This is a genomic window from Alistipes onderdonkii (assembly GCF_025145285.1).
In the GTDB taxonomy this organism is placed as follows: domain Bacteria; phylum Bacteroidota; class Bacteroidia; order Bacteroidales; family Rikenellaceae; genus Alistipes; species Alistipes onderdonkii.
The window spans coordinates 207,779-228,630 of sequence record NZ_CP102251.1 but is presented as its reverse complement, the minus strand read 5'-3'; the positions used below and the strand labels follow the sequence as shown (position 1 = coordinate 228,630).

14 protein-coding genes are annotated in these 20,852 nt (G+C 58.1%); all 14 read left to right on the top strand.

Annotated elements, in window-relative coordinates; all coding sequences use genetic code 11:
* The first annotated feature begins 109 nt into the window (after positions 1-109).
* The 14 genes from NQ559_RS01005 to NQ559_RS00940 all read left to right on the top strand — a co-directional run bounded on the left by NQ559_RS01005 (position 110) and on the right by NQ559_RS00940 (position 20,841).
* Entirely contained in the window at positions 110-3,094 is a 2,985-nt protein-coding gene (locus NQ559_RS01005; protein ID WP_026318270.1) for a tetratricopeptide repeat protein, read from the top strand.
* 2 nt (positions 3,095-3,096) lie between these two features.
* Positions 3,097-4,806: a hypothetical protein gene (locus tag NQ559_RS01000; protein ID WP_018695359.1), complete on the top strand. Its 1,710-nt coding sequence runs from the start codon at positions 3,097-3,099 to the stop codon at positions 4,804-4,806.
* A 142-nt stretch (positions 4,807-4,948) separates the two neighbouring features.
* Positions 4,949-5,239 carry a DUF2089 family protein gene (locus NQ559_RS00995; protein ID WP_022332975.1) on the top strand — a complete coding sequence of 97 codons (291 nt, stop codon included), beginning with the start codon at positions 4,949-4,951 and terminating at the stop codon, positions 5,237-5,239.
* Complete coding sequence (locus NQ559_RS00990; RefSeq protein WP_018695361.1) at positions 5,223-5,765, top strand: hypothetical protein; 543 nt, start codon at positions 5,223-5,225, stop codon at positions 5,763-5,765. Before NQ559_RS00995 ends, NQ559_RS00990 begins: the two co-directional genes overlap by 17 nt.
* Before the next feature lie 917 nt (positions 5,766-6,682).
* On the top strand, positions 6,683-7,243 hold the full coding sequence (locus tag NQ559_RS00985) for an RNA polymerase sigma factor (protein ID WP_026318272.1): 561 nt from the start codon (positions 6,683-6,685) through the stop codon (positions 7,241-7,243).
* A gap of 42 nt (positions 7,244-7,285) precedes the next feature.
* Positions 7,286-8,104, top strand: a complete 819-nt coding sequence (locus tag NQ559_RS00980; protein WP_230322104.1) for a FecR family protein — start codon at positions 7,286-7,288, stop codon at positions 8,102-8,104.
* Positions 8,105-8,541: 437 nt separating this feature from the next.
* Positions 8,542-9,105: a DUF3575 domain-containing protein gene (locus NQ559_RS00975; RefSeq protein ID WP_394800517.1), complete on the top strand. Its 564-nt coding sequence runs from the start codon at positions 8,542-8,544 to the stop codon at positions 9,103-9,105.
* A 160-nt stretch (positions 9,106-9,265) separates the two neighbouring features.
* The gene (locus tag NQ559_RS00970) at positions 9,266-9,841 is read left to right on the top strand and encodes a DUF3575 domain-containing protein (protein WP_087401930.1); all 576 of its coding nucleotides are present in this window, start codon (positions 9,266-9,268) and stop codon (positions 9,839-9,841) included.
* A gap of 16 nt (positions 9,842-9,857) precedes the next feature.
* On the top strand, positions 9,858-11,393 hold the full coding sequence (locus tag NQ559_RS00965; RefSeq protein ID WP_026318275.1) for a DUF3868 domain-containing protein: 1,536 nt from the start codon (positions 9,858-9,860) through the stop codon (positions 11,391-11,393).
* Between the two features lie 62 nt (positions 11,394-11,455).
* Positions 11,456-12,571 (top strand): hypothetical protein, encoded by a 1,116-nt coding sequence (locus NQ559_RS00960; RefSeq protein ID WP_244062178.1) that lies wholly within the window; start codon positions 11,456-11,458, stop codon positions 12,569-12,571.
* Between the two features lie 70 nt (positions 12,572-12,641).
* On the top strand, positions 12,642-13,766 hold the full coding sequence (locus NQ559_RS00955) for a hypothetical protein (protein WP_018695368.1): 1,125 nt from the start codon (positions 12,642-12,644) through the stop codon (positions 13,764-13,766).
* A 64-nt stretch (positions 13,767-13,830) separates the two neighbouring features.
* A complete protein-coding gene (locus NQ559_RS00950; RefSeq protein WP_018695369.1) occupies positions 13,831-14,742 on the top strand; it encodes a FimB/Mfa2 family fimbrial subunit in 912 nt (303 codons plus the stop codon).
* A 19-nt stretch (positions 14,743-14,761) separates the two neighbouring features.
* Positions 14,762-17,710: a hypothetical protein gene (locus tag NQ559_RS00945; RefSeq protein ID WP_018695370.1), complete on the top strand. Its 2,949-nt coding sequence runs from the start codon at positions 14,762-14,764 to the stop codon at positions 17,708-17,710.
* A 20-nt stretch (positions 17,711-17,730) separates the two neighbouring features.
* Positions 17,731-20,841 carry a hypothetical protein gene (locus NQ559_RS00940; RefSeq protein WP_018695371.1) on the top strand — a complete coding sequence of 1,037 codons (3,111 nt, stop codon included), beginning with the start codon at positions 17,731-17,733 and terminating at the stop codon, positions 20,839-20,841.
* Positions 20,842-20,852: the final 11 nt, after the last annotated feature.

Here is a 20,852-nt window from a genome sequence, read left to right as displayed (position 1 = left end):
GGGCGCCGCCGGGGTGTCGGTTCCGGTTTTATACCGGTATATTTGGGGCAGGGGTATGCGGGGAAGGCAAATTTTCGTATATTTGCCCTTTGTAAGAATTTATGTGCGTATGCGGAAAAAACTGAGCTTGTTGCTGACCCTCGCGCTGTGCGCGGTATGCACCCTGCGGGTGCAGGCCGGGGTGCCCGAAAGTGAGACCTTTATCGAGCGCGGACGGTCGTTGTTCGACTATGGCCGCTGGAGCGATGCCCGGCATGAGTTCCTCCGGGCCCGGGACGTGCTCGCGCCTTCCGACCGTGTCGCGGCGCAGACGGTCGATTTCTACCTGGCGGCCTGTGCCGTCGAACTGGGCAGCCGCGATGCCGAAGGGGCGCTCCGCGATTTCGAGGCGCGTTATCCCGGTTCGGTCTACGCCAACGACGTGCGGTTTTCGCTGGGGTCGCTCTATTGCGCCGAGGGCGATATGAGGCGTGCCCGCGAGGCTTTCGCAAAGACCGATTACAAGGCGCTGAGCCGGTCGCGCAAGGAACAGTACGACATTCGCATGGGCTATGTCGAGTTCACCGAAGGCAATTACGACAAGGCGTTCGGTTATTTCGACCGCATCGGCCCCCAGAGCGAGTATGCCGACCACGCACTCTATTACAAATCCTATATCGACTATGCCCAGGGGCGCTACGGGCGTGCGAAGCAGGGCTTCACGGCCTTGCAGCGCAGCGATGCCTACCGCGCCGTGGTGCCGTATTACCTCCTGCAGATCGAATTCCGCGACGGAAACTACCGCTATGTCGTCGAACACGGCGACGAACTGGCGCGCCGTGCCGTGCCCGAACGCCGGCAGGAACTGGAGCGTATCATCGCCGAATCGTGGTTTCACCTGGGCGACTATAACAAGACCATCGGGCACCTGGACGCCTTTACGGCTGCCGGCGGCGAACTCGACCGTGACGGCAGCTACCTGATGGGCTTCTCGCTTTACCGCACGGCACGCTATCCCGAGGCCGTGGAGTTTCTGCGCAAGGCCTGCGGTGCCGAGGATGCACTGACGCAGAATGCCTCGTACCACCTGGCAGACTGTTACCTGCGTGCCGGGGATAAACAGGCGGCCATGCAGTCGTTCGCCATGGCAGCGGACGACAAGCTCGATCCGGCCATTGCCGAAGACGCGCTGTTCAACTACGGCAAACTGCAATACGAGCTGGGCGGCGGTGCCTTCAACGGCGCGATCAACGTGCTGACGCGCTATGTCGGACAATATCCCGATTCTCCGCGCGTGGGCGAAGCCCGTTCGCTGCTGATCGCGGCCTACTACAATTCGAACGATTACGACGCGGCTTACCGGGCCATCAAATCCTTCCCGACACAGGATGCCGACATCCGTGCCGCATTGCAAAAGATCACCTATTTCCGCGGTCTGGAGGCGTACAGCGCCGGTGACATGCGTGCCGCGCAGCGTTACCTGGCCGAATCCGCGGCCATCAATGTCAGCCCCAAATACAGTGCGCTCAACTCCTTCTGGCAGGGCGAAATCGCCTTCGCACAGGGCGACTATACGGTCGCTGCGGCCAAATACAACGCCTACCTGAAGCGTGCCCCCCGCAGCGAGGACGAATATGCCATGGCGCTCTACAACCTCGGCTACTGCGATTTCTCGCGCAAGGACATGGCCGGGGCGCGCAGTTCGTTCGAGAAGTTCCTCGAAGCCTATCCGGCCCGCGACCGCTACCGCGCCGATGCCTACAACCGGCTGGGCGATATCCGCTATTCCGACCGCGAATTCGAAGCGGCCGTAGGGGATTACGACCGTGCCGTTGCGCTGAACACCCCCGAACGCTATTACGCACAGTATAAACGCGCCGTGACGCTCGGCATCCTCGGGCGCACGGAGTCCAAGCTGCAGGCGCTGCGGCAGATCGTTGCCGCAGGGCAGGGCGACTATGTCGATGCCGCCTCGTACGAGCTCGGCCGTTCCTATATCGCGCAGGAACGCTATGCCGAAGGTGCCGGACAATTGGAACGGTTCATTGCCGACTATCCCTCGTCGCCGCGCCGTGCACAGGCGCTTGCCGACCTGGGGCTCGCCTACCTCAACCTGGGGGACAAGGAAAAGTCGCTGAAATATTACGACATGGTGGTCGAGACGGCCCCGCAGTCGTCCGAAGCCAAAGGGGCCATGCAGGGTATCCGCGAGATCTATGTCTCGGACGGCAAGGTCGACGACTATTTCGATTATGCCGCCAGGGTGGGCATGGAGAGCGACCTGACAGCCGTGTCGCGCGACTCGCTGTCGTTCGCCGCCGCCCAGAAACTTTACCTGGCCGGGCAGACCGACGCTGCCGCCAAGTCGCTGCGCAGTTATGTCAGGAGCTACCCCAAGGGGTATTACCTGAACGATGCCCTCTATTTCCTGAGCGACTGTTACCTCCGCACGGGCGAGCGCGGCGATGCCATCGAAACCCTCACCGAACTGGCCGGGCAGGGTACGAACCAGTATTCGGTCACGGTACTCGAAAAACTTTCGGAGCTGACCTATGAGGACAAGCGTTACGACGAGGCCGCCGCCGCATTCCGCAAGCTGTACGACGTCACGACGACGGTGGCCGGGCGCGAGGATGCCATGACGGGCTACGTGCGCGCCACGCTGGCCGGGGGCGACGCTTCGAAAATCGAGGCGATGGCTGCCGATGTCGCCGCGCATCCCGATGCCGGGGCCGTGGCGCTGCGCGAATCGAAATTCGCATGGGCGGAGTTGCTGCGGCAGCAGGATCGCCGTGCCGATGCTGTGAAGCTTTACAGGGAACTGGCCGCGGACGTCCGCTCGAAGGAGGGTTCCGCCGCTGCCTATTACGTGCTGGAGGACATCTTCGAAAAGGGCGATATGGACAAGACCGAGAAGGCGATATTCGCCTATTCCGAACGGGAACCCCAGGCCTACTGGCTGGCCAAGGCCTTCATCCTGCTGGGCGACGTCTATGTCCGCAAGGGAGACAATTTCCAGGCGCGGGCGACCTACCAGAGCGTCGCGGACGGCTATTCGCCTGCCGACGACGGGATCGTGGACGAAGCCAAGGAACGGATCGCAAAACTGAACTGACGATGAAACGCATGTTGTTTGTAGCCGCGCTGATGGCGGCATTGCCCTGGGGCGCGAGCGCGCAGGTCGAGAAACGGGTCGAAGTGACCAAGGCCTATGTGCCGAGTGTGGAGGGGGCGTCGAAACTCGCCGTCGTGCCCGACATGACCGACACGGTGAAGATGCGTCCCGAGATCGACTATACGATCACACCGCTGTCGTTGCAGACCACCCTCGCCACGCGGCCGATCCGCCCTGCGACGGTAACCTACTGGGAATTCAACCGCCCGCTGCCTTTCTACCTCAAGGCCGGGATGGGCTACCCGTTCAATTCGGTGTTGGATTTCTATGCTTCGAGCCAGAACCCCGGGACGGGGTATGTGGTGGGCTATGTCAACCACGAGGGGCGCTATTCCAAGATCGGGAACGACTTTGGCGTCAAGAACAATTCGACGCGGATGCTCAACCGCATCGGCGCCGCTGCGGGTAAATATTTCGGCCGTCACGTGCTCGAGGGCGACCTCTCCTACGAGAACCGCATGTACCACCGCTACGGTATGTACCTCGCGCCGGACATCTCTGCCGATGCCGTACCCGGTTCGATGGCCGATTACGGCGATGCGAACATCGCGGTGCGCTTCGGCGACGATTTCCAGGATCTGAGCCGCGTGAATTTCGAAATCGCCATCCGGGGCGGCATGTTTTTCGACCATTCCGAGTGGCCGGACTATAACGACAAGGCCCGCCAGACCACACTGGAAACCCATGCGAAGATCGCCCGCGGTTTCGGGCGTCACCGCCTGGCTGCCGAAGTGGGCTACGAGCGCCTTGCGGGACAGAAGGCCCTCGACGAATATAACCAGCAACGGATACATGCCGCGCTGCGTTACGGTATCGAGGGTGGGGTAGTACGCCTCGAAGCGGGTGCGGACTATTACCACGACAAGATTAAATCCGTCGAGGCGGAGAACTACATCCTCCCCTTCGTGCGGCTGAACCTGAACCTCGGTACGGACGGGTTGTGCCCGTTCTTCGAGATGGACGGGAGCGTCGACGACAACAGCTACCGCTCGCTTACGAAGCTGAATCCCTATTTGCTGAATCCCGTATTCGGGACTAAGAGTTCGGTCGATTACAACGGCCGCTTCGGTATCGGGGGCAGTATCTGGCGCGGGAAGTTCGACTACCGGGCCTATGCCGGGTTCTCGATCCGTGACAACCACCTTTACTGGTATAGTGCCGATGTCGTGCAGGGGAGCGATATTCTTGCCGCCGGGCTGACCATGCTGCCGTCGATGGCCCGCCAAACCGTCTTGTCGTTCAACGGCGAGGTGACGTGGCGTCCCGCGAGCAGTTTCCGGACGGAATTGGGCGTGCACGGCTATATCTATAACGACGACGAGACCAAACTCCATAACGGTGCCCCGGCTTTCGATGGCAATTTTTCCGCCCACTACGACGGCCGCAAGATTTCGTTCGGTGCGGGTATCTGGCTGCAAAGCACTCGTAAATGGTCCGATTACCAGCTGGATGCAGCATCCGGGGCGGAGAGTTTCGGCAGTGTCGAAGTGCCCTTTGCCGCCGACCTGCGGGTCAATTTCGACTGGAAGGTTTCGGGACGCATTACGCTCTTCGCCGAGGGCCGTAACCTGATCAACCGCCGCCTGTACCAATACCCGTGGTATCCGGAATACGGGGCAAATTTCACGGTCGGGGTGAAAGCCAACTTCTGAAATCCCACCTCCGGTCTGTGACGCGCAGCTGTTGCTGTTGCCGTCGGTTTTTGCAGGAATTTGCACATTTGTGTGATATATTGAAAAAATATATTAATTTTGTGAAACCTGATATGGCATAAATACAACTTTTTGAACTTATATGGCACTGAAGAACCTCCCCAAGATATGCCCCTCCTGCGGTAAACGATTGAGCGTACAAGCGATGCATTGCAACGGATGCGATACGCATATCGAAGGCGACTACAACCTCCCGGTGATGATGCAGCTTTCGGCTCCCGACCAGCAATTCGTGCTCGATTTCGTAAAAAGCAGCGGCTCCCTGAAGGAGATGGCGCAGAAATTAGGGCTCAGTTACCCTACGGTACGCAACCGTTTGGACGACATAATTGCTCAACTTAATCAATTCGAAGGCGATGAACAGGATTCTTAACCCGTTTGAATACCTTTCTACCGGGAAAGCGCTCGGCTGGGGCCTTGCCGGGACTCTTTTTTCCATCTGCCTGCTGACGGCGGTGAGCTGGCCTGTCGGGGACGATCTGTCGAAGATCGTCACGATCCTCTCTTCGAACCTGCTTTTGTGGATTCCCCTTTCGCTGTTGCTCTACGTGCTGGCCCTGCTCTTCTCGCCGTCGCGTATCCGCGCAGTCGATATCTTTGCCACGAACCTTTTTGCCATGTTGCCCACGATCGTCATACTCGGGGTGCTGAGCGTGCCTTCGAAATGGCTGGGAGGGCTTGTCTGCGAGCCCCGCAGCGCCTGCGAAGTGATGAAGCTCGCAGGGTATAACCTGATCGTGATCCTGCTGTCGGTCTCGATGGCCTGGTCGATGGTCTGGGGCTGTTTCGCCTACCTCGTCTCGGCCAATATGAAGGGGTGGCGCGGGATTTCCATCTTTGTCATCTGCTATGTTTTCGTCAGCGTCGTCAACCAGTTGCTGATCGCCTATTCGAAATAAAATACCGGATATCATGCCGCGCGGGACTTCTTTGTCCCGCTTTTTTTGTGCCTTCACGGAACCGGCGCCCAGCGATAGCAACCGGATGCATCTTCTTTACTAACTTTTTTTATCTGATAACTTATTGGAAATTAATGATGTGCATTTCTGTTGGAAATGTCGTGGCCGTTTCCGGGCAATGAATCGGCCGATGAGCCGTTTATATATCAGACGGAAAGTATGAACCGGTTGATCTGCGATCACTGCCATCCTTTCTGCGATCGGCCGAAAGACCGTTTGCCATCCTTGACGTATCCGGATACCCCGGGTTTTGCGACAAGACGGATGTTCTTATTTCGAGTTACCATATCTGACGTGTAACACGCCCGCTTACCTCTCCTTCCCTTCGGGCCATTTATTACGGTGCATAGCATCCCTTCCGAACACGCACCTTTCCAAAAAAATCCTCTTTACAAGCTGACCCGTGCGGAGCTTTTCCGCGATACATCTATTCCCGGCCCCTTTTGCGACCGGGGTGAACATGGCCCGGTATATCCTGTATGCGGGTATTCCGGCCGGTACGGGGAGTCCCACGGCTGCCGCTGAATAATATTGCGTCCGAATTCAGCGGCCGGATCCCCGAATTGCTTATTCGTTCCCTTTCCCGATTCTTCTCGGTGGAGTGTGTCTATGCTCCTGTTCCCGGCAACTTGCGTATTGCCGGAATATTCTTCCTGTGTCTTATTACGTGCATTTGTAAATTGCTGTTGTATAGTAATTTATGTGTATGAGTCATGTCTGAGCCCGTTGCCGGCTGCATGGCCTGGCTGTTCCTGTGTCCGTGCCTGGCATGCGACGGGAGCCTTATGCCGAGGCAACAATTTTAAATTTTTCTTGGGACAAATCGCCCGGGGACAACTCTAAGTAAATAGAAGTATATGGATCATCAATATTGGGATTTGATCAGGGAAGGTGACGAACAGGCCTTCAGGACATTGTATAGTCTGTACGAAGACAGGTTATTCCGGTACGGGATAGGGATCTCGCATGACGAAGAACTGGTGAACAATGCCATTCAGACATTGTTCACATACCTCTTTGAACGGCGGAAGAAACTCTCCGTCCCCATCTCCCTGTATGCCTATCTGGCCAGTTCCCTGCGCCGCCTCATCCTCAAGGAATTGGGGAAAAGGCGGACGGATTTCCTGTCGATAGATGAATTGCGCCATACCGGTAGCGATTTCGCGCTGGAGATTGATGTCGAGGCCTCGATGGTGCGTGCGGAATGTTCCGAACTGACAATCCGCAAGCTCCAGGCCGCCCTCGGAGAACTTACCAACATGCAGCGGGAGATCATCTACCTGAAATACTACGAAGGAATGGACAACAAGGGCATTGCCGAAGTTACGGGATATGCCGACAAGACCATCCGCAATGTGGCTTCCACGGCACTTTCCCGGTTACGGCAGGACAAAACGCTGAAGAACATGTACAACTGATCCACAGTTTGTTGTTTTTAATTAATTACGGGGTTCAAAATCATGGATAGAAATGAAAAGGACATGGCGCGGAGCGGCCTGGATAAATTGCTGACCAGGATCGAATACAAGACTCCGGTTAACTCCCGTATCGAAGAGATCGGAGAGTTGCTGGCGCGCAGGCGCGCGGTTATCCGCCGCCATGAAACTTTCCGCCACAAGTTGGTGCAGTGGTGCATGGCGGCTTCTGTTGTGGTGATGTTGGTTGCCGGCAGCCTGTGGCATTTCTCGGAGCACGTGCTCGTGAGCGGCGACCGGGAGCTGGCATATACGCTGCCCGATGGTTCGGGGGTGGTGGTCATGCCGCATTCCGAGTTGTCGTACAACAGTTTTACCTGGACACTCCGGCGCAGGGTCTCGCTCAAAGGCGAAGCCGTATTCTCCGTCGTGCATGGCGGGAGATTCCGTGTCGGGACACCGGCGGGACGGATTACCGTCCTCGGGACGCAGTTCCGGGTAAAACAACACCGGCAGGATATGCAGGTTTTCTGCTACGAGGGTTTCGTATTGGTCGAAACCCCGGTCGGAAAGCGTGTGCTCGTCGCCGGACAGAAAGCCGCATGCGATACGGTTGCCATCACGCTGACGGATATTCCCGAACCGTTGCCGCCTTTTATCCCGTTCCAGGCCGTCCCGCTCAGGGAGGTAATCCGGGACATCGAGGCGATCTTCGGCGTATCCGTATCTGGGAAGGAAAAATACGGTGACCTGGTCTTTACCGGGTTCATCATAACTTCGGACATGGATGGGACGCTCGAGGCGGTTTTTCATTCGTGCGGGATTCCTTATGAAATCTCGGGAACCGAAATCCTGCTGAAATAATGAAATCTGTAAGATATATTTTTATACTCGTCTTCCTGTTGTCCGTTTGCCGGATTTCATGGGCGGTGCAGCCGCCGAACCTGACGAGCCTGTTGAACGAGCTGTTGCACCGGCGCGATGTCAAGATCGCCTTCAGCCATGTCGTGACCGATCCTGTCATTGTGAAGGACAGCATTTCGACCGGGGATACCCCGGTCGTACTGGCACGCTGGCTTGCCGGAACGGATCTGGCATATAAAGAGCTGGACGGCGGTTATTATATTTATAAGAAATACGGGCCGCCGACCCGGAACCCGCGGCCCGCTTCGCGGCCGGTTCCAGTCCCTGTACCGGAAATACCCCCGGCACCGGTATATACGGCTGCATATCCTCCAGTCCTGACGGTTCCCGTGCAGCTTGCTCCACAGCTGCATTTTCCGTATGCCAGGCTGCTGCCGTTGTGGACGCCTGCTCCTTCGGGCATTTCGGGGCCGTCGTCCCTGCCCGTTGCGAAATGGGCCGTGAAGACCAACCTGCTTTACGACGCGACTTCGACGCTGAACCTGGGTGTGGAGTTCGGTCTGGGGCATCGGTGGACGCTGGACATCTCGGGCAACTATAATCCGTGGACATTTTCCGGGAACCGCAAAATGAAGCACTGGCTCGTGCAGCCCGAGGTTCGCTGGTGGAGTTGCACCCGTTTTTCGGGGCACTTCGTGGGCCTCCATGCCTACGGCGGCGGCTACAACTGGGGCGGGATGCTGCCGTGGGCGATCCGCCCGGGAGCCGGCATCCGCAATTACCGCTACGAAGGGTGGCTGGCCGGCGCGGGCGTCAGCTACGGCTACCATTGGGTGCTGGGCAACCGCTGGGGCCTCGAGGCGACGGTCGGCGTGGGTTACGCTTACCTCGATTACGACAAATATCCGTGTGCGAAATGCGGCCGGAAAATCGGCAGCGCCTCCGAACACTATTTCGGCCCCACCAAAGCGGGCTTCACCCTGATTTTTATGATAAAATAAATTTTCGCCCCGATCGGAGGAAAAAATAGTCGAAAAATTCTTGGGACAAAACGAAGTTCCGGCTCTCTTTGCTTATGGAGCGACTTTTCCGGAAGACGGGTTTCCGCAGCGTGCGTTCGCACGTGGGATAGAAGACGCAGTAAAACAATACGAGAAAACAATGAGAAAAGCTTTGATACTGCTCCTTGTGACGGTATGTTTCGGCTGTTACGTGTCGTATGCTCAGAAAGCGGCGGTCAAGACCAACCTGCTTTATGATGCGACTTCGACGCTGAACCTGGGTGTGGAGTTCGGTCTGGGGCATCGGTGGACGCTGGACGTCTCGGGCAACTATAATCCGTGGACATTTTCCGGGAACCGTAAGATGAAGCACTGGCTCGTGCAGCCCGAGGTTCGCTGGTGGAGCTGTACCCGTTTTTCGGGGCATTTCGTGGGTGTCCATGCGCACGGCGGCGGCTACAACTGGGGCGGGATGCTGCCGTGGGCGATCCGCCCGGGAGCCGGCATCCGCAATTACCGCTACGAAGGGTGGCTGGCCGGCGCGGGCGTCAGCTACGGCTACCACTGGGTGCTGGGCAACCGCTGGGGCCTCGAGGCGACGGTCGGCGTGGGTTACGCTTACCTCGATTACGACAAATATCCGTGTGCGAAATGCGGCCGGAAAATCGGCAGCGCCTCCGAACACTATTTCGGCCCCACCAAAGCGGGCATCACCCTGATATTCATGATCAAATAATTTGGATCCCTCGACTATGAAGAAAATACGCATGATCTTGTTGGCGGCTTGTCCGGCGCTGTTCTGCCCGGTTCCGGGCAGCATGGCTCAGGTGCGGCAGGGCAGCGTCACCGTGCAGGTGAACGAACTCGCGCAGCGGGGCGATTCGCTGTACGTCGATATGGCCGTGACGACCGAAGGACGCAACGTCCCCTCGCGGATGAGCGCGGACTTTACGCCGGTGCTCGTCTCCGGCGAACGTTCGCTTGCCCTGCCTGCCGTTTCGCTTATGGGGCGCAACAGTTACAGGAATCACCGCCGCGCGTTGGCGCTGATGAGCGCGAAGGAGCGCGGCGCCTATGAAAAATCCGCTCCTTATTACGTCGTACCCGATTACAAGGGCGACAGTCGGATGGATTACCGGCTGGCGCTGCCTTACGAAGCGTGGATGTCCTCGGCGCAGCTGACCCTTCAACGGATCGACTGCGGCTGCGGAAAATCCAGCGTTACGGACGTGCGCCTGCTGGCCGGCAAGGTGTCGCTGGAAGAGGTGATCGTCATCGAGCGCTACCGCATCGAGCCTCATCTGGCCTATATTCGTCCCGAAGCCGAGGCGGTGAAGAGCCGTGCCGAACAGGGCGAGTCGTTCCTCGACTTCGCCGTCGGGAAGACGTCCGTCAACCCCGAGTTCGGCCGCAATGCCGCGGAACTGGAAAAGATCCGCCGGATGATCGACCTCGTGCAGGACGACAAGGACTTGACGATCAAACGTATCGTCATCGTGGGCTACGCCTCTCCCGAGGGTTCGCTGGCGATGAACGAACGCCTCTCCGAGGGGCGTGCGAAAGCCCTCCGGGATTATCTGCAAAGCCGTTATCCGGCGATTCCGGGGTCGCTCTACTCGATCCGTTTCGGCGGTGAGAACTGGGATGACCTCGTGGAGGCCGTTCAGACCTCCGACATGCCCGACAAACAGGCCGTGCTGGATATTATCGACCGATATTCGATCATCGGGGGCCGCGAAGCGAAGCTGATGGCCCTGAAAGGCGGCACTCCGTGGCGCTACATGCTCCGGGAGATGTTCCCCTCCCTGCGTAAGGTGACGGTCACCGTGGATTACGACGTGCGGAATTTCGACGCCGAAGAGGCGAAGGCCGTGGTGAAGACCCACCCCCAGAACCTCAGCCTGAACGAACTGTATCTGGTCGCCAACACATACGAACCGGGTTCGGAGGATTTCAACAGCCTGTTCGAGACTGCGGTGAGGCTCTATCCCGAAAGTGTGACCGCGACCGTCAACGCAGCTGTCGCGGCGCTGGAACGGCGGGATTTCGTCGGTGCCGAAAGATACCTCCGGAGCGTGAAGTCTCCGGATCGGATTCCCGAATGCGACAATGCCTGGGGCCTGCTGCTGATGCTGCGCGACCAGGATTATGACCGCGCTGCGCCCTATTTCGAAGCCGCCCGGGCGGCGGGTCTGAAAGCCGCGCAGCAGAACCTTGACGAGATTGACCGCCTGCGCCGAAATCTCGACGAGATTAAAACCGCGGAACTGAAAAACGGGGACAGATGACTTTCATACAATCCATTAAAAAATTGACGCCTTTTTATTATTTAAATTTCAAAACTATGAAGATGAAAACTTATTTTGTCGCCGCTCTGGCGACGATGACGCTGGCTGCATGCAGCAAGGACGCCGAAACGGGGGCGCCGCCCCCTGCCGCGAAGACCAATTTCTCGGTATCTCTTCCGGGTGCCCTGGAGACCTATGGTGTCGAAGACCCACAGGCCGCAGGCCAGATCGCACCGTACTATGAGAACGTCGTGGTCTATCTGGTCGATGCCGGCAACAATGCGATGGGTTATTCCTGGACCGACGCCGAGATTTCGGCGAAGCAGAAGCGTTTCGAGCAGGTCGTCGAGCCTGCCAAGGTCATTGTCGTTGCGAATACGGGCAGCACGTCCCTGCTGACGGGGCCCACGTCGCTTGCAAGTATCGAGAACGGGCTGAAAAACCTGGCCGTTGCCGATCAGAACCGGGCAGTCAAGACCATCGGTGCCTCTGACGTCAAAGGCAACGCTGCCGGCGACTATCTTTCGGTACAGCAGGTAGCGCTCTACGGTGAGCAGACGACGTTCACCTCCGAGACGCCGACCGACGGCCACACGCTGAAGAAAGCCGCCGTGGAGCTCAAATCGCTGGTGTCGCGTTTCGAAGTGGGCACCGTGAAGGCCGGAACCGGCCTGGACGCGCTGACCGTCGAGGCCGTTTACGTCAATTTCTTCTATAACGACTACGGGCAGACCTCCAGTCAGAATTTCTCTGAACTGACCTGGCCCGTGACCTATACGCCCGCGTGGGCTACCGACGCCGCCAATGCGGCCGTGACCTCGCAGACCGGAACGAAAGCCTATACCTATCAGGTGTTCGCCGGCAGTCTGATTCCGCACATTATCTACAAGGTTAGCGGTACGGTTTCGGCCGGTTACAAACTCGCCGACGGAACGGGCGATGCGGATAACTCGACCTCCTTTACCGGCAAGTACATCACGGTGAAAGGTTTCCGTGACAGCGGCAGCCTGATTTCGGCGATCGAAGCCCACAAGATCTACAAGATGGGCCTGGCGGATAGCGGTATCGAGATCACTCCCGACAAGATCACCGACAAGCCCGAGAAGGCCAAGATCGACCTGATCGTTGCCGTCTCGGTCGCCGACTGGACAGTGGCCAACGTTACTCCTGAAATTTAAATTTTATCGAATTACCCCGGGGGAGGGGAAGCCCTCTCCTCCGGTTTTTATTGAATGATCTATGGAAAAATTGACGAAAAGTCTTTGCATCCTGACCGCTCTGGCATTGCTGGCGGCTTGTGACAAGGACGCCGATTCGGGCGCTCAGATCCCTGCCGCGAAAACTAACTTCGAGGTATCCCTTCCGGGCGCACTGGAGACCTATGGTGTCGAAGATCCGCAGGCCGCAGGCCAGATCACGCCCTACTACGACAATGTTACGGTTTATCTGGTGGATGCCGGCGGCAATGCGACGTATTACGCCTGGACCAACGACGAAATCAAGGCAAAGCAAAAGCGTTTCGAACAGATCACGGAACCGGCGCAAGTGCTCGTTATCGTGAATTCGGGAAGCGCCATCTTGCCGACCGGAACCGTTCCGCTCAGCGAACTCACGGCCGCGATGATGAAAAGCAGCGTGGTTGACCATAACCAGATTGCCAGAACCCTTGCGGTCGAGGACGCCAATGGCAATGCGGCCGGCACTTACAATTCCGTGCAGCAGGTGATGCTTGCCGGTGAGCAGTCTGTCTTCACGATGGAAACGTCAGATGACGGTCACACGCTGAAGAAGGCGTCCGTGGAACTCAGCTCGATAGTATCCCGCTTTGAGATAGGAACCGTGAAAAAAGGGACGGGTCTGGATGCACTGACCGTAGAGGCTGTTTACGTCAACAATTTCCTGAACTTCAACGGTGGCGCCCTCAATAGCACCATCCAGAATTACAACGAAATTACTTGGCCCGCAACGTTCACTCCTGCATGGGCGACCGACAGCTATAATGCAGCCGTGACTTCCGCAACAGGCACGAAAGCTTATGCTTATCAGGTTTTCAGCGGCAACGTGGTTCCCCATATCATTTACAAGGTTAGCGGTACGGTTTCGGCCGGTTACAAGCTCGCCGACGGTACGGGAGACGCGGATAATCCGACCCCTTTTACCGGGAAGTATATCACCGTGAAAGGCTTCCGTGAAAGCGGCACGCTGCTCTCAGCTACCGAACCCCACAAGATCTACAAGCTGGGGCTGGAGGACGGCGGTATCGAGATCACTCCCGACAAGATCACCGACAAGCCCGAGAAGGCCAAGATAGACCTGATCGCAGCCATTACGGTCGCCGACTGGACGACAGCCAACGTCACCCCCGAAATTTAAGTTTTGCCGAATTACCCGGAGGGGAGAGCTTCTTCCCTCCGGTCTTTACCCCAAAAAGCAACACATGAAAAAACTATCGAAAACCCTTTGTATCCTGATTACGCTGGCATTGCCCGCGGGGTGCATCAATGAGGATATGAGCGATTGCCCGCCCCCGTACAACACGGAGCTTACTTTCAGCTACTCCGGCGATCGGCAGGAACCGGCAATGTTCTCCCGGATGATCGTCGGGGTGACGCTTGTCGTTTTCGATAGGGCCGGCGGAGAGCGTGTGCTGGATAAAACGGTCGTGCAGGCCGACCTGAGCCGGTTTCAGGGAACAGAACTCTATCTGCCTGCGGGCGATTACCGGATCGTCTGCTGGGGCAATGCCTTCGACGACACGGAGCTGCTTTCGGGCAGTCTCTCCGAAAGCCGCGTGCATGCGCCTGCCTACGGTAAGGGCGAAAAAATCGCCACCAACGACCACCTCTATTACGGTGAGTGCGACATAACGGTTCCGACGACCGCGAATGCGTCGGGAAAGGTGACGGGAGACATCCCGTTCCGAAGCGCACATATTGACATGCGCATCTACATCAAGGGCGTGAACGGGTTGTCCGATCCGTCCGCGTGGCCGGAGCTCGAAATCGGGAACCTGATGCCCCAATACGATATACGGATGAATGCCGTACAGCCTTTCGGCGCGACGTATTATCCTGCGCTGGCGCGGGACGACGGAAAAAAGGCACTGGCGGCCTGCTTCCAGGTGCTGCGTTTCGCCGACGACAATCCCGTAACGGTAACTGTCCGCGAACCTGCGCCGGGCCGTGCGGTCAAGGTTGCGGTGGATCTTCGGGAATACATGGAGAAGAACGCTATTTCCGTGGACGGCCTTCACGAAGCGGCCGTCGAGATGCTGATCGAATTCACCGATCTGGGCGTCTCGATTACGATTCCCGACTGGAGCTCGGGCACTACGGATCCCGAAATATAGTAAAAAGAAAGATTGAGCGATGAGAAAATATAATGTACTGCGGAACTGGGCCCTGCCTCTCCTGCTATCGGCCTTTCTGTACGGCTGTGCCGAGGACAATACCGATGGCGGAGCCGGGATGGTAGACCTTAAACTTGCACTGAACACCTATGCGGCGGGCGACGATCCGAATGCCTTGGCGAACGAAGTCACGGTCGGATCGGCGTGGGTCTATATTTTCAACGAACACGGGGCGCTCGAAAATCCCGGCAAAACCGCTGTCCTGCCGGCGCCTTCGGGCTCTGCCGCCGACGGGAGCGGCCGGCTGAACGATACGTGGCGCGTCACCGTGGGACGGAAGGATATTTACGTGCTGCTCAATGCCGGACACCTGACGCGCAGCGGTACGGCAGTCGATCTGGCCTCCTACAATCCCTATTCGAAAACGGAGCTGGAAACGCTGATGACCGATCCGGCGAATTTCCCGGCGGATTTTCTGGCTGCGGGGAGCAGCGGGATGCTGATGAGCGGCAAGCTGAGCACGAACGTCACCTCAGCCGCTTCGATGGCGACGGTTCCCGTGGAGCGCCGCTATGCACGCATCGACCTGAGCCTGCGCCGCAAAGCCGACCTTGTCGGAGCGGCCGTCGTGGTCAAGAGCACGACGCTCGAAAACCGCCGCGAAACGGCTCATGCCTTCGCCCCGGCGGTCGAAAGCACGGGTGCCGATGCCGTGTGTGTGAACAGCCACGGAAACGTCACGATCGGCGCGAGTACGACGAGTTATACCGCCGTCACCTCGTTCTACACCCTGCCGCGCACCGGTGCGCCGAAAGCAGCCTGCCTGAAACTGGCGCTCAGCATCGACGGTACGGATTACACGCTGCCCGTCTACATCAACAGCGGGGCGCTCGGCGGGAATACGGCCAATAACGAAAATCTGTCCCTGGACATCACCGCGAACAAGGTCTACAAGGTCGACGTGGCGCTCGGCCGGCAGAGCGTCACGGTTGCGGCGGATATTCTCGAATGGTTCGAAAAATCGGTGAACGGCGACGTACAGGGATCGTCGCTGGTCGTGGACTCGCTCGTGCTGGTGAATGCGGGCGTCAACACTCCCGTCCCTGTTCGCAGCAAGGCCGCGAAGGTCGCGGCGAAGCTTTCCGATGCCGCGGCCGCGGCCGGCTATTCGCTGGACGGCGCCGATCCCCGAACCGGGGTGCTGGAACTCGATGTCGTCGACGGCGCCGCCGAAATTCCCGTCAAGGGCCCGCTCGCCTTTCCCGTAGGGCCGGAATACACGATGGTTGTCGCAGCCGGCAATATCCGCCGCGACGTGTTGTTGCGTGTCGACGGAGAACCCGTGTTGGTGGTGGGCGACGAGGTTGTGGAGTTTCTCTATTCGGGGGAAACCAAGCCTTATCGGGTGACGAGTTATGTCGACCTCGGCGACGATGCCGGTACGAAGGTTCCGGCAGCCTGGACGGCGGAGTTTTCGGTCGACGAAGGCGGAACCTGGACGACGTCGAAACCCGCATGGCTGACGCAGTTCACCGATACGAATTCGGGCAGCACGGCCCCGGCGTCGTTCGATGCACGGATTGAGGCGGCAACCGGAGTCACCACGCAGGCGTCCCGGGAGGCCTTGCTGGAAGCTACTCCGGTGACTGATTTCGATCTTTCGATGGCGAAGGGGAGCCGCAATACGGCCAATTGCTACGTGGTCAATGGCTCCGGAACCTATCTGCTACCGCTGGTTTACGGCAATGCCGTCAAGAACGGCGATCCTAATCCGGCGGCCTATACCTCGACCAAGATCGGAACGAACATTCTGACCGGGTTTGTCAATCACCTGGACAACGGGATCAGCGATCCGTATATCTACAACAATCCGGGCTGCACGCCCGCCGACGCCTGCCTCGTCTGGCAGGACGCCGAGGGGCTGGTACAAAATGTCTCCCTGACCGCCGATAAACAGAACATTTCGTTCGAGGTGCCGAAGGCCACGATCCGCCAGGGCAACGCCATCGTCGCCGTACGCGACGCTGCGGGGACGATCATGTGGAGCTGGCATATTTGGGTGACGGATTACAAGCTGGACAGCGACCTGCGTGCAGTGACGAATTTCCAGTCCGTTCAGTACTATTTCATGCCTGTCAACCTGGGTTGGTGCGACGGCGACACGACCGACTATGCCGGACGCAGCGTAATGGTGAAACTGACGCAGGCCGGAACCGGACTGAGCCTGGTCTTTACTCTCGACCAGCCCGAGCAAAAGATCGTCGGATTAGGCAACAATACCTATTACCAGTGGGGGCGTAAGGATCCGATGCTTCCGGGCGTATACCAGGCAGATGGAACCTCGACCATGGATAAGGGCTGTTATACCGACAGCGACAAACCCGAATACGCCTTCGGCAAAACGACCCTGAATACCGCTGCGGTCAACGAATATATCCGGAATCCGCATTGCTGCAATACGGGTTCCGGTATGGACGGGCAGTACTACAACCTGTGGAGCGCCGACAATACACTGACGACGGTCAATAACGAACGGGTCGTCAAGACAGTTTACGATCCGTCGCCCGTCGGGTACTGCGTTCCGCCGTCGGCCGTGTTCACGGGATTTCTATATAACGGAACCTCTATTTTCAACAGCAACGGGATCGGCTACGGTACACAGATCAATTCTCCGTGCCAGTCCATGGCCGAATACCGGGCCGGCCAGGGCCTCCACTTCTATTGCAACAAGATGAACGGGGAGGGTGTTTTCGATCCCGCCGGCGGTACGATTTTCTTCCCGGCATCGGGCTTTCGCTACAGTAGTGGGGGATTGGGCCTTTACGGGATGTACGGCCGCTATTGGACCGCGATTCCGGCTAACACTACCCTCGGACGCAACATGAGCATTACTTCGGGGCAGATTGACATGATAAATCACCAGTACCGTTCCTCCGGTCACGTGATACGCCCCATTCTGGAACAATGAAATTTTTGAATTACGGAGCTATGAAGAAGATACTCATATACGGTTTATACCTGCTGGCGGCTGCCGTGCTGACGGCCGGCTGCATCAAGGACGAAGCCGCGGCCCCCGCCCTGCGCGGCGGCGACAGGCTGACCCTGCAACTGCCCGAGCCGCAGCAGGTGGCCGTCACGCGTGCCGCCACGGCGGCCGAATGCCGGATCGGCAGTCTTTATGTGCTGGTCTACCGCGGTGGCGTGCTCGCTCACAAGCAGGCGTTCGCAGCGGCGGCGGTATCGGGGAACGGTACGGCACAGCCCTTCGTCGACCTGTACTACAGCCTGCGGGCGAACGACAAGGTCTGCGTCGCGGCGAACTATCCGGCGTCGGTCGGAACCTCGTTGCAGGGGCTTGCGGACGGCAGTGCCGAAAGCGGACTTGCGTCGCTGCTCGTTTACGACAATCCTGCCTGCGGACGGGTCGTGCCGGCCTCGGAGGCGCAGCCGATGTACGGATCGGTCGTCTGGTCGGCGGGTTCGAACACCTGCTCGCTGGTGCGTTCGCTGGCCAAAGTTTCCATCGAGACGGAGAACTCCGCCGTTTTTGCCGGGAAGACCGTCACGTATATCCTGGCGGGCGCTCCGGAAAAGACGAGCATGGAGGTTCGCTACGATACGTCTGCCGACAAATACGAAATTCCCGACGCCGCCGGGATCGGCGGGGCATGGAGTACGGCCATCGATGCCGGCGGCATGATCTCGTTGTCGGAGGCGACTTATTCCGCCGCCTATCCGCTCTCGGGCGTGGCAGGCGGCGCGGCGGCCGACCTCAATACGTTCGACAAGAGACGCACGGCGCTGATCTTATGCGCTACCGATGCGGCCGATGCGAAAGAGTACTACCGGCTGGATTTCTCCCGGCAGCTCTCTTCGACCTCGATCACGGGCGATGCTTCGAACGAATACATCGACATCGAACCCAATACGCATTATACCTTCCGGATCACGAGCGTGAAGAGCGGCGGTTACCTCTCTGCCGCCGAGGCGTGGAAAAATCCCGGAAGCAATATCGAATACACGGTCACGGTGTCGGACTCTAAGTGGATAAGCTCCACGAGCAATGGCCAGTATCTGGTCAAAAGCGACCGGGATTCGGTCTTGGTGGTGAAGAACATAGCCACGGCGGCTGAACTGCTGAGATTCGCCTGCCAAATGCCCGACGCCGGGCAGAAACCGGGCGGCGACCTGCCCGGTTCGGTCGAAACGCGCACCGTGACGCTGGTCGGCGCGGATCGGAAAACGCCTGTGTCCGTATCGAAACTCCAGCTTTGCAAAAGCGACGGCACGCCTGCGGCGGGCAATACATTCGACTTTTCGGGCGAAATCATTCCCGACGAAGGTTATCTGTTGAAATACCTTTCGGGCTCCTCCCTGCCGGATGAGGCCGTGTATGCCAGGGTGCGCTACGGCAATGTCGAGCATTACGTGCCGCTTTTGCCCCTGACTTTTGACGTGACGATACCTACGACCACTTTTTCGTACGCCGGAGCGACCGACCGGAGTTTGCAGGTGCAGAGCCACTATTACGATGCCCGTACCGATAGTTACGCCCCCTGTCCGTGGACGGCGGAGTTCTCGACCGACGGCGGCGTGACATGGACTGCGTCGCAATCCAGTATGTTGTCCCGTTTCCCCGCGAAGGGAGCTGGGGCGGATCCCCGTAACCTCGCGGCCTATCCGGCCGATTACAAGTTCAACGTCTTGACACAGACCGGTGTGTCCGACAATTCCCATAACGAAGCCCTGGCCGCGGCAAAACCCGAAATCGGCGTCTACGACCTTTCGACCAAAGGCGGCACGGAGCCGATGAATACGGCGAACTGTTATGTGGTCAATGCCCCGGGCACCTACACGCTGCCGCTGGTCTACGGCAATGCCGTCAAGAACGGCGGCATCCATTCGGCGGCCTATACCTCGGCTGTCAGCGGAAACTATATCATAACGAATTTCGTCAACCATCTCGACGCGCGGATCACCGATCCGTATATTTACAACAATGCGGGCTGTACTCCCGCCGGCGCCTGTCTCGTATGGCAGGATGCTTACTCGCTGGTTACCTCGGTCGAACTCACCCCGGACGGTAAATACCTCAGGTTCGATGTCGATCATTCGACGATCCGGCAGGGCAATGCCGTCGTCGCCGTACTCGACGCTTCGGGTATGATCATGTGGAGCTGGCATATCTGGGTGACGGATTACGTGCCGGGCGACGGCTTGAAAAAGGTGACCAACTACCAGGGTTATAAATACGATTTACTGCCGGTGTACGTCGGTTGGTGCGATCCCGAAACCCTGACGTACGATGCCCGCAGCATTAAGGTGCGCTTTACGCAGACCCGCACGGGTCTGGCGCGTGATTTCACGATGGCTCAGCAGCCTCACAGCGTGTCGTATTCCGGCAATCAGCCCTATTTCCAGTTCGGGCGCAAGGATCCGATGCTGCCGGGCGTCCGCACCGCTTCGGGAGACATCTTGGACAAGAGCGCTTATTATGACGACATTAAATATATGTTCTATAAATCCGGTCAGGGTAAAGTTTCCCTGGGAGGGGCCATCCGTAATCCGCATGTGTTTTTCAATTACGGCGGTACGGGGATACTCGACTGGTGTGCGACCTCCTATTACAACGTCTGGAGCGCCGATAATACGCTGACGACCGGCAACGACAACAAGGTCGTCAAGACGGTCTACGACCCTTCGCCCGTCGGGTTTTGCATGCCTGCGTCGAATGCCTTCACGGGGTATACCTACAACGGTCAGGTCGTTATAGGCGATTATTACGGTTCACGGTACAACTCGCCGTACAACTCCGCTGCGGAATTTACGGCCAATTCGGGTTGGGAGTTCTATTGCAACAGAATGTTCGGAATGAGCAGTTTCGATCCTTCCGGCGGTACGATCTTCTGTCAGGCTTCGGGTTTCCGCGATTATACGTCGGGCTCCGTGTTCAATATCGGCAGCAGCGGCTACTGCTGGACGGCCGTTCCCTATAACCTGAGCTACGGTATGGGCCTCTATTTCTACGAATCGCAGGTTCACCCCTGGTACAACTACTACCGCTCCTACGGCTTCCCGGCACATGTCGTGAAGGAATAAGAACAACTCCT

Excerpts from the sequence above, each read along its gene's own strand:
- NQ559_RS01005 (WP_026318270.1), top strand. The coding sequence starts at position 110 with ATGCGGAAAAAACTGAGCTTGTTGCTGACCCTCGCGCTGTGCGCGGTA.
- NQ559_RS01000 (WP_018695359.1), top strand. The coding sequence starts at position 3,097 with ATGAAACGCATGTTGTTTGTAGCCGCGCTGATGGCGGCATTGCCCTGG.
- NQ559_RS00995 (WP_022332975.1), top strand. The coding sequence starts at position 4,949 with ATGGCACTGAAGAACCTCCCCAAGATATGCCCCTCCTGCGGTAAACGA.
- NQ559_RS00990 (WP_018695361.1), top strand. The coding sequence starts at position 5,223 with ATGAACAGGATTCTTAACCCGTTTGAATACCTTTCTACCGGGAAAGCG.
- NQ559_RS00985 (WP_026318272.1), top strand. The coding sequence starts at position 6,683 with ATGGATCATCAATATTGGGATTTGATCAGGGAAGGTGACGAACAGGCC.
- NQ559_RS00980 (WP_230322104.1), top strand. The coding sequence starts at position 7,286 with ATGGATAGAAATGAAAAGGACATGGCGCGGAGCGGCCTGGATAAATTG.
- NQ559_RS00970 (WP_087401930.1), top strand. The coding sequence starts at position 9,266 with ATGAGAAAAGCTTTGATACTGCTCCTTGTGACGGTATGTTTCGGCTGT.
- NQ559_RS00965 (WP_026318275.1), top strand. The coding sequence starts at position 9,858 with ATGAAGAAAATACGCATGATCTTGTTGGCGGCTTGTCCGGCGCTGTTC.
- NQ559_RS00960 (WP_244062178.1), top strand. The coding sequence starts at position 11,456 with ATGAAAACTTATTTTGTCGCCGCTCTGGCGACGATGACGCTGGCTGCA.
- NQ559_RS00950 (WP_018695369.1), top strand. The coding sequence starts at position 13,831 with ATGAAAAAACTATCGAAAACCCTTTGTATCCTGATTACGCTGGCATTG.
- NQ559_RS00945 (WP_018695370.1), top strand. The coding sequence starts at position 14,762 with ATGAGAAAATATAATGTACTGCGGAACTGGGCCCTGCCTCTCCTGCTA.
- NQ559_RS00940 (WP_018695371.1), top strand. The coding sequence starts at position 17,731 with ATGAAGAAGATACTCATATACGGTTTATACCTGCTGGCGGCTGCCGTG.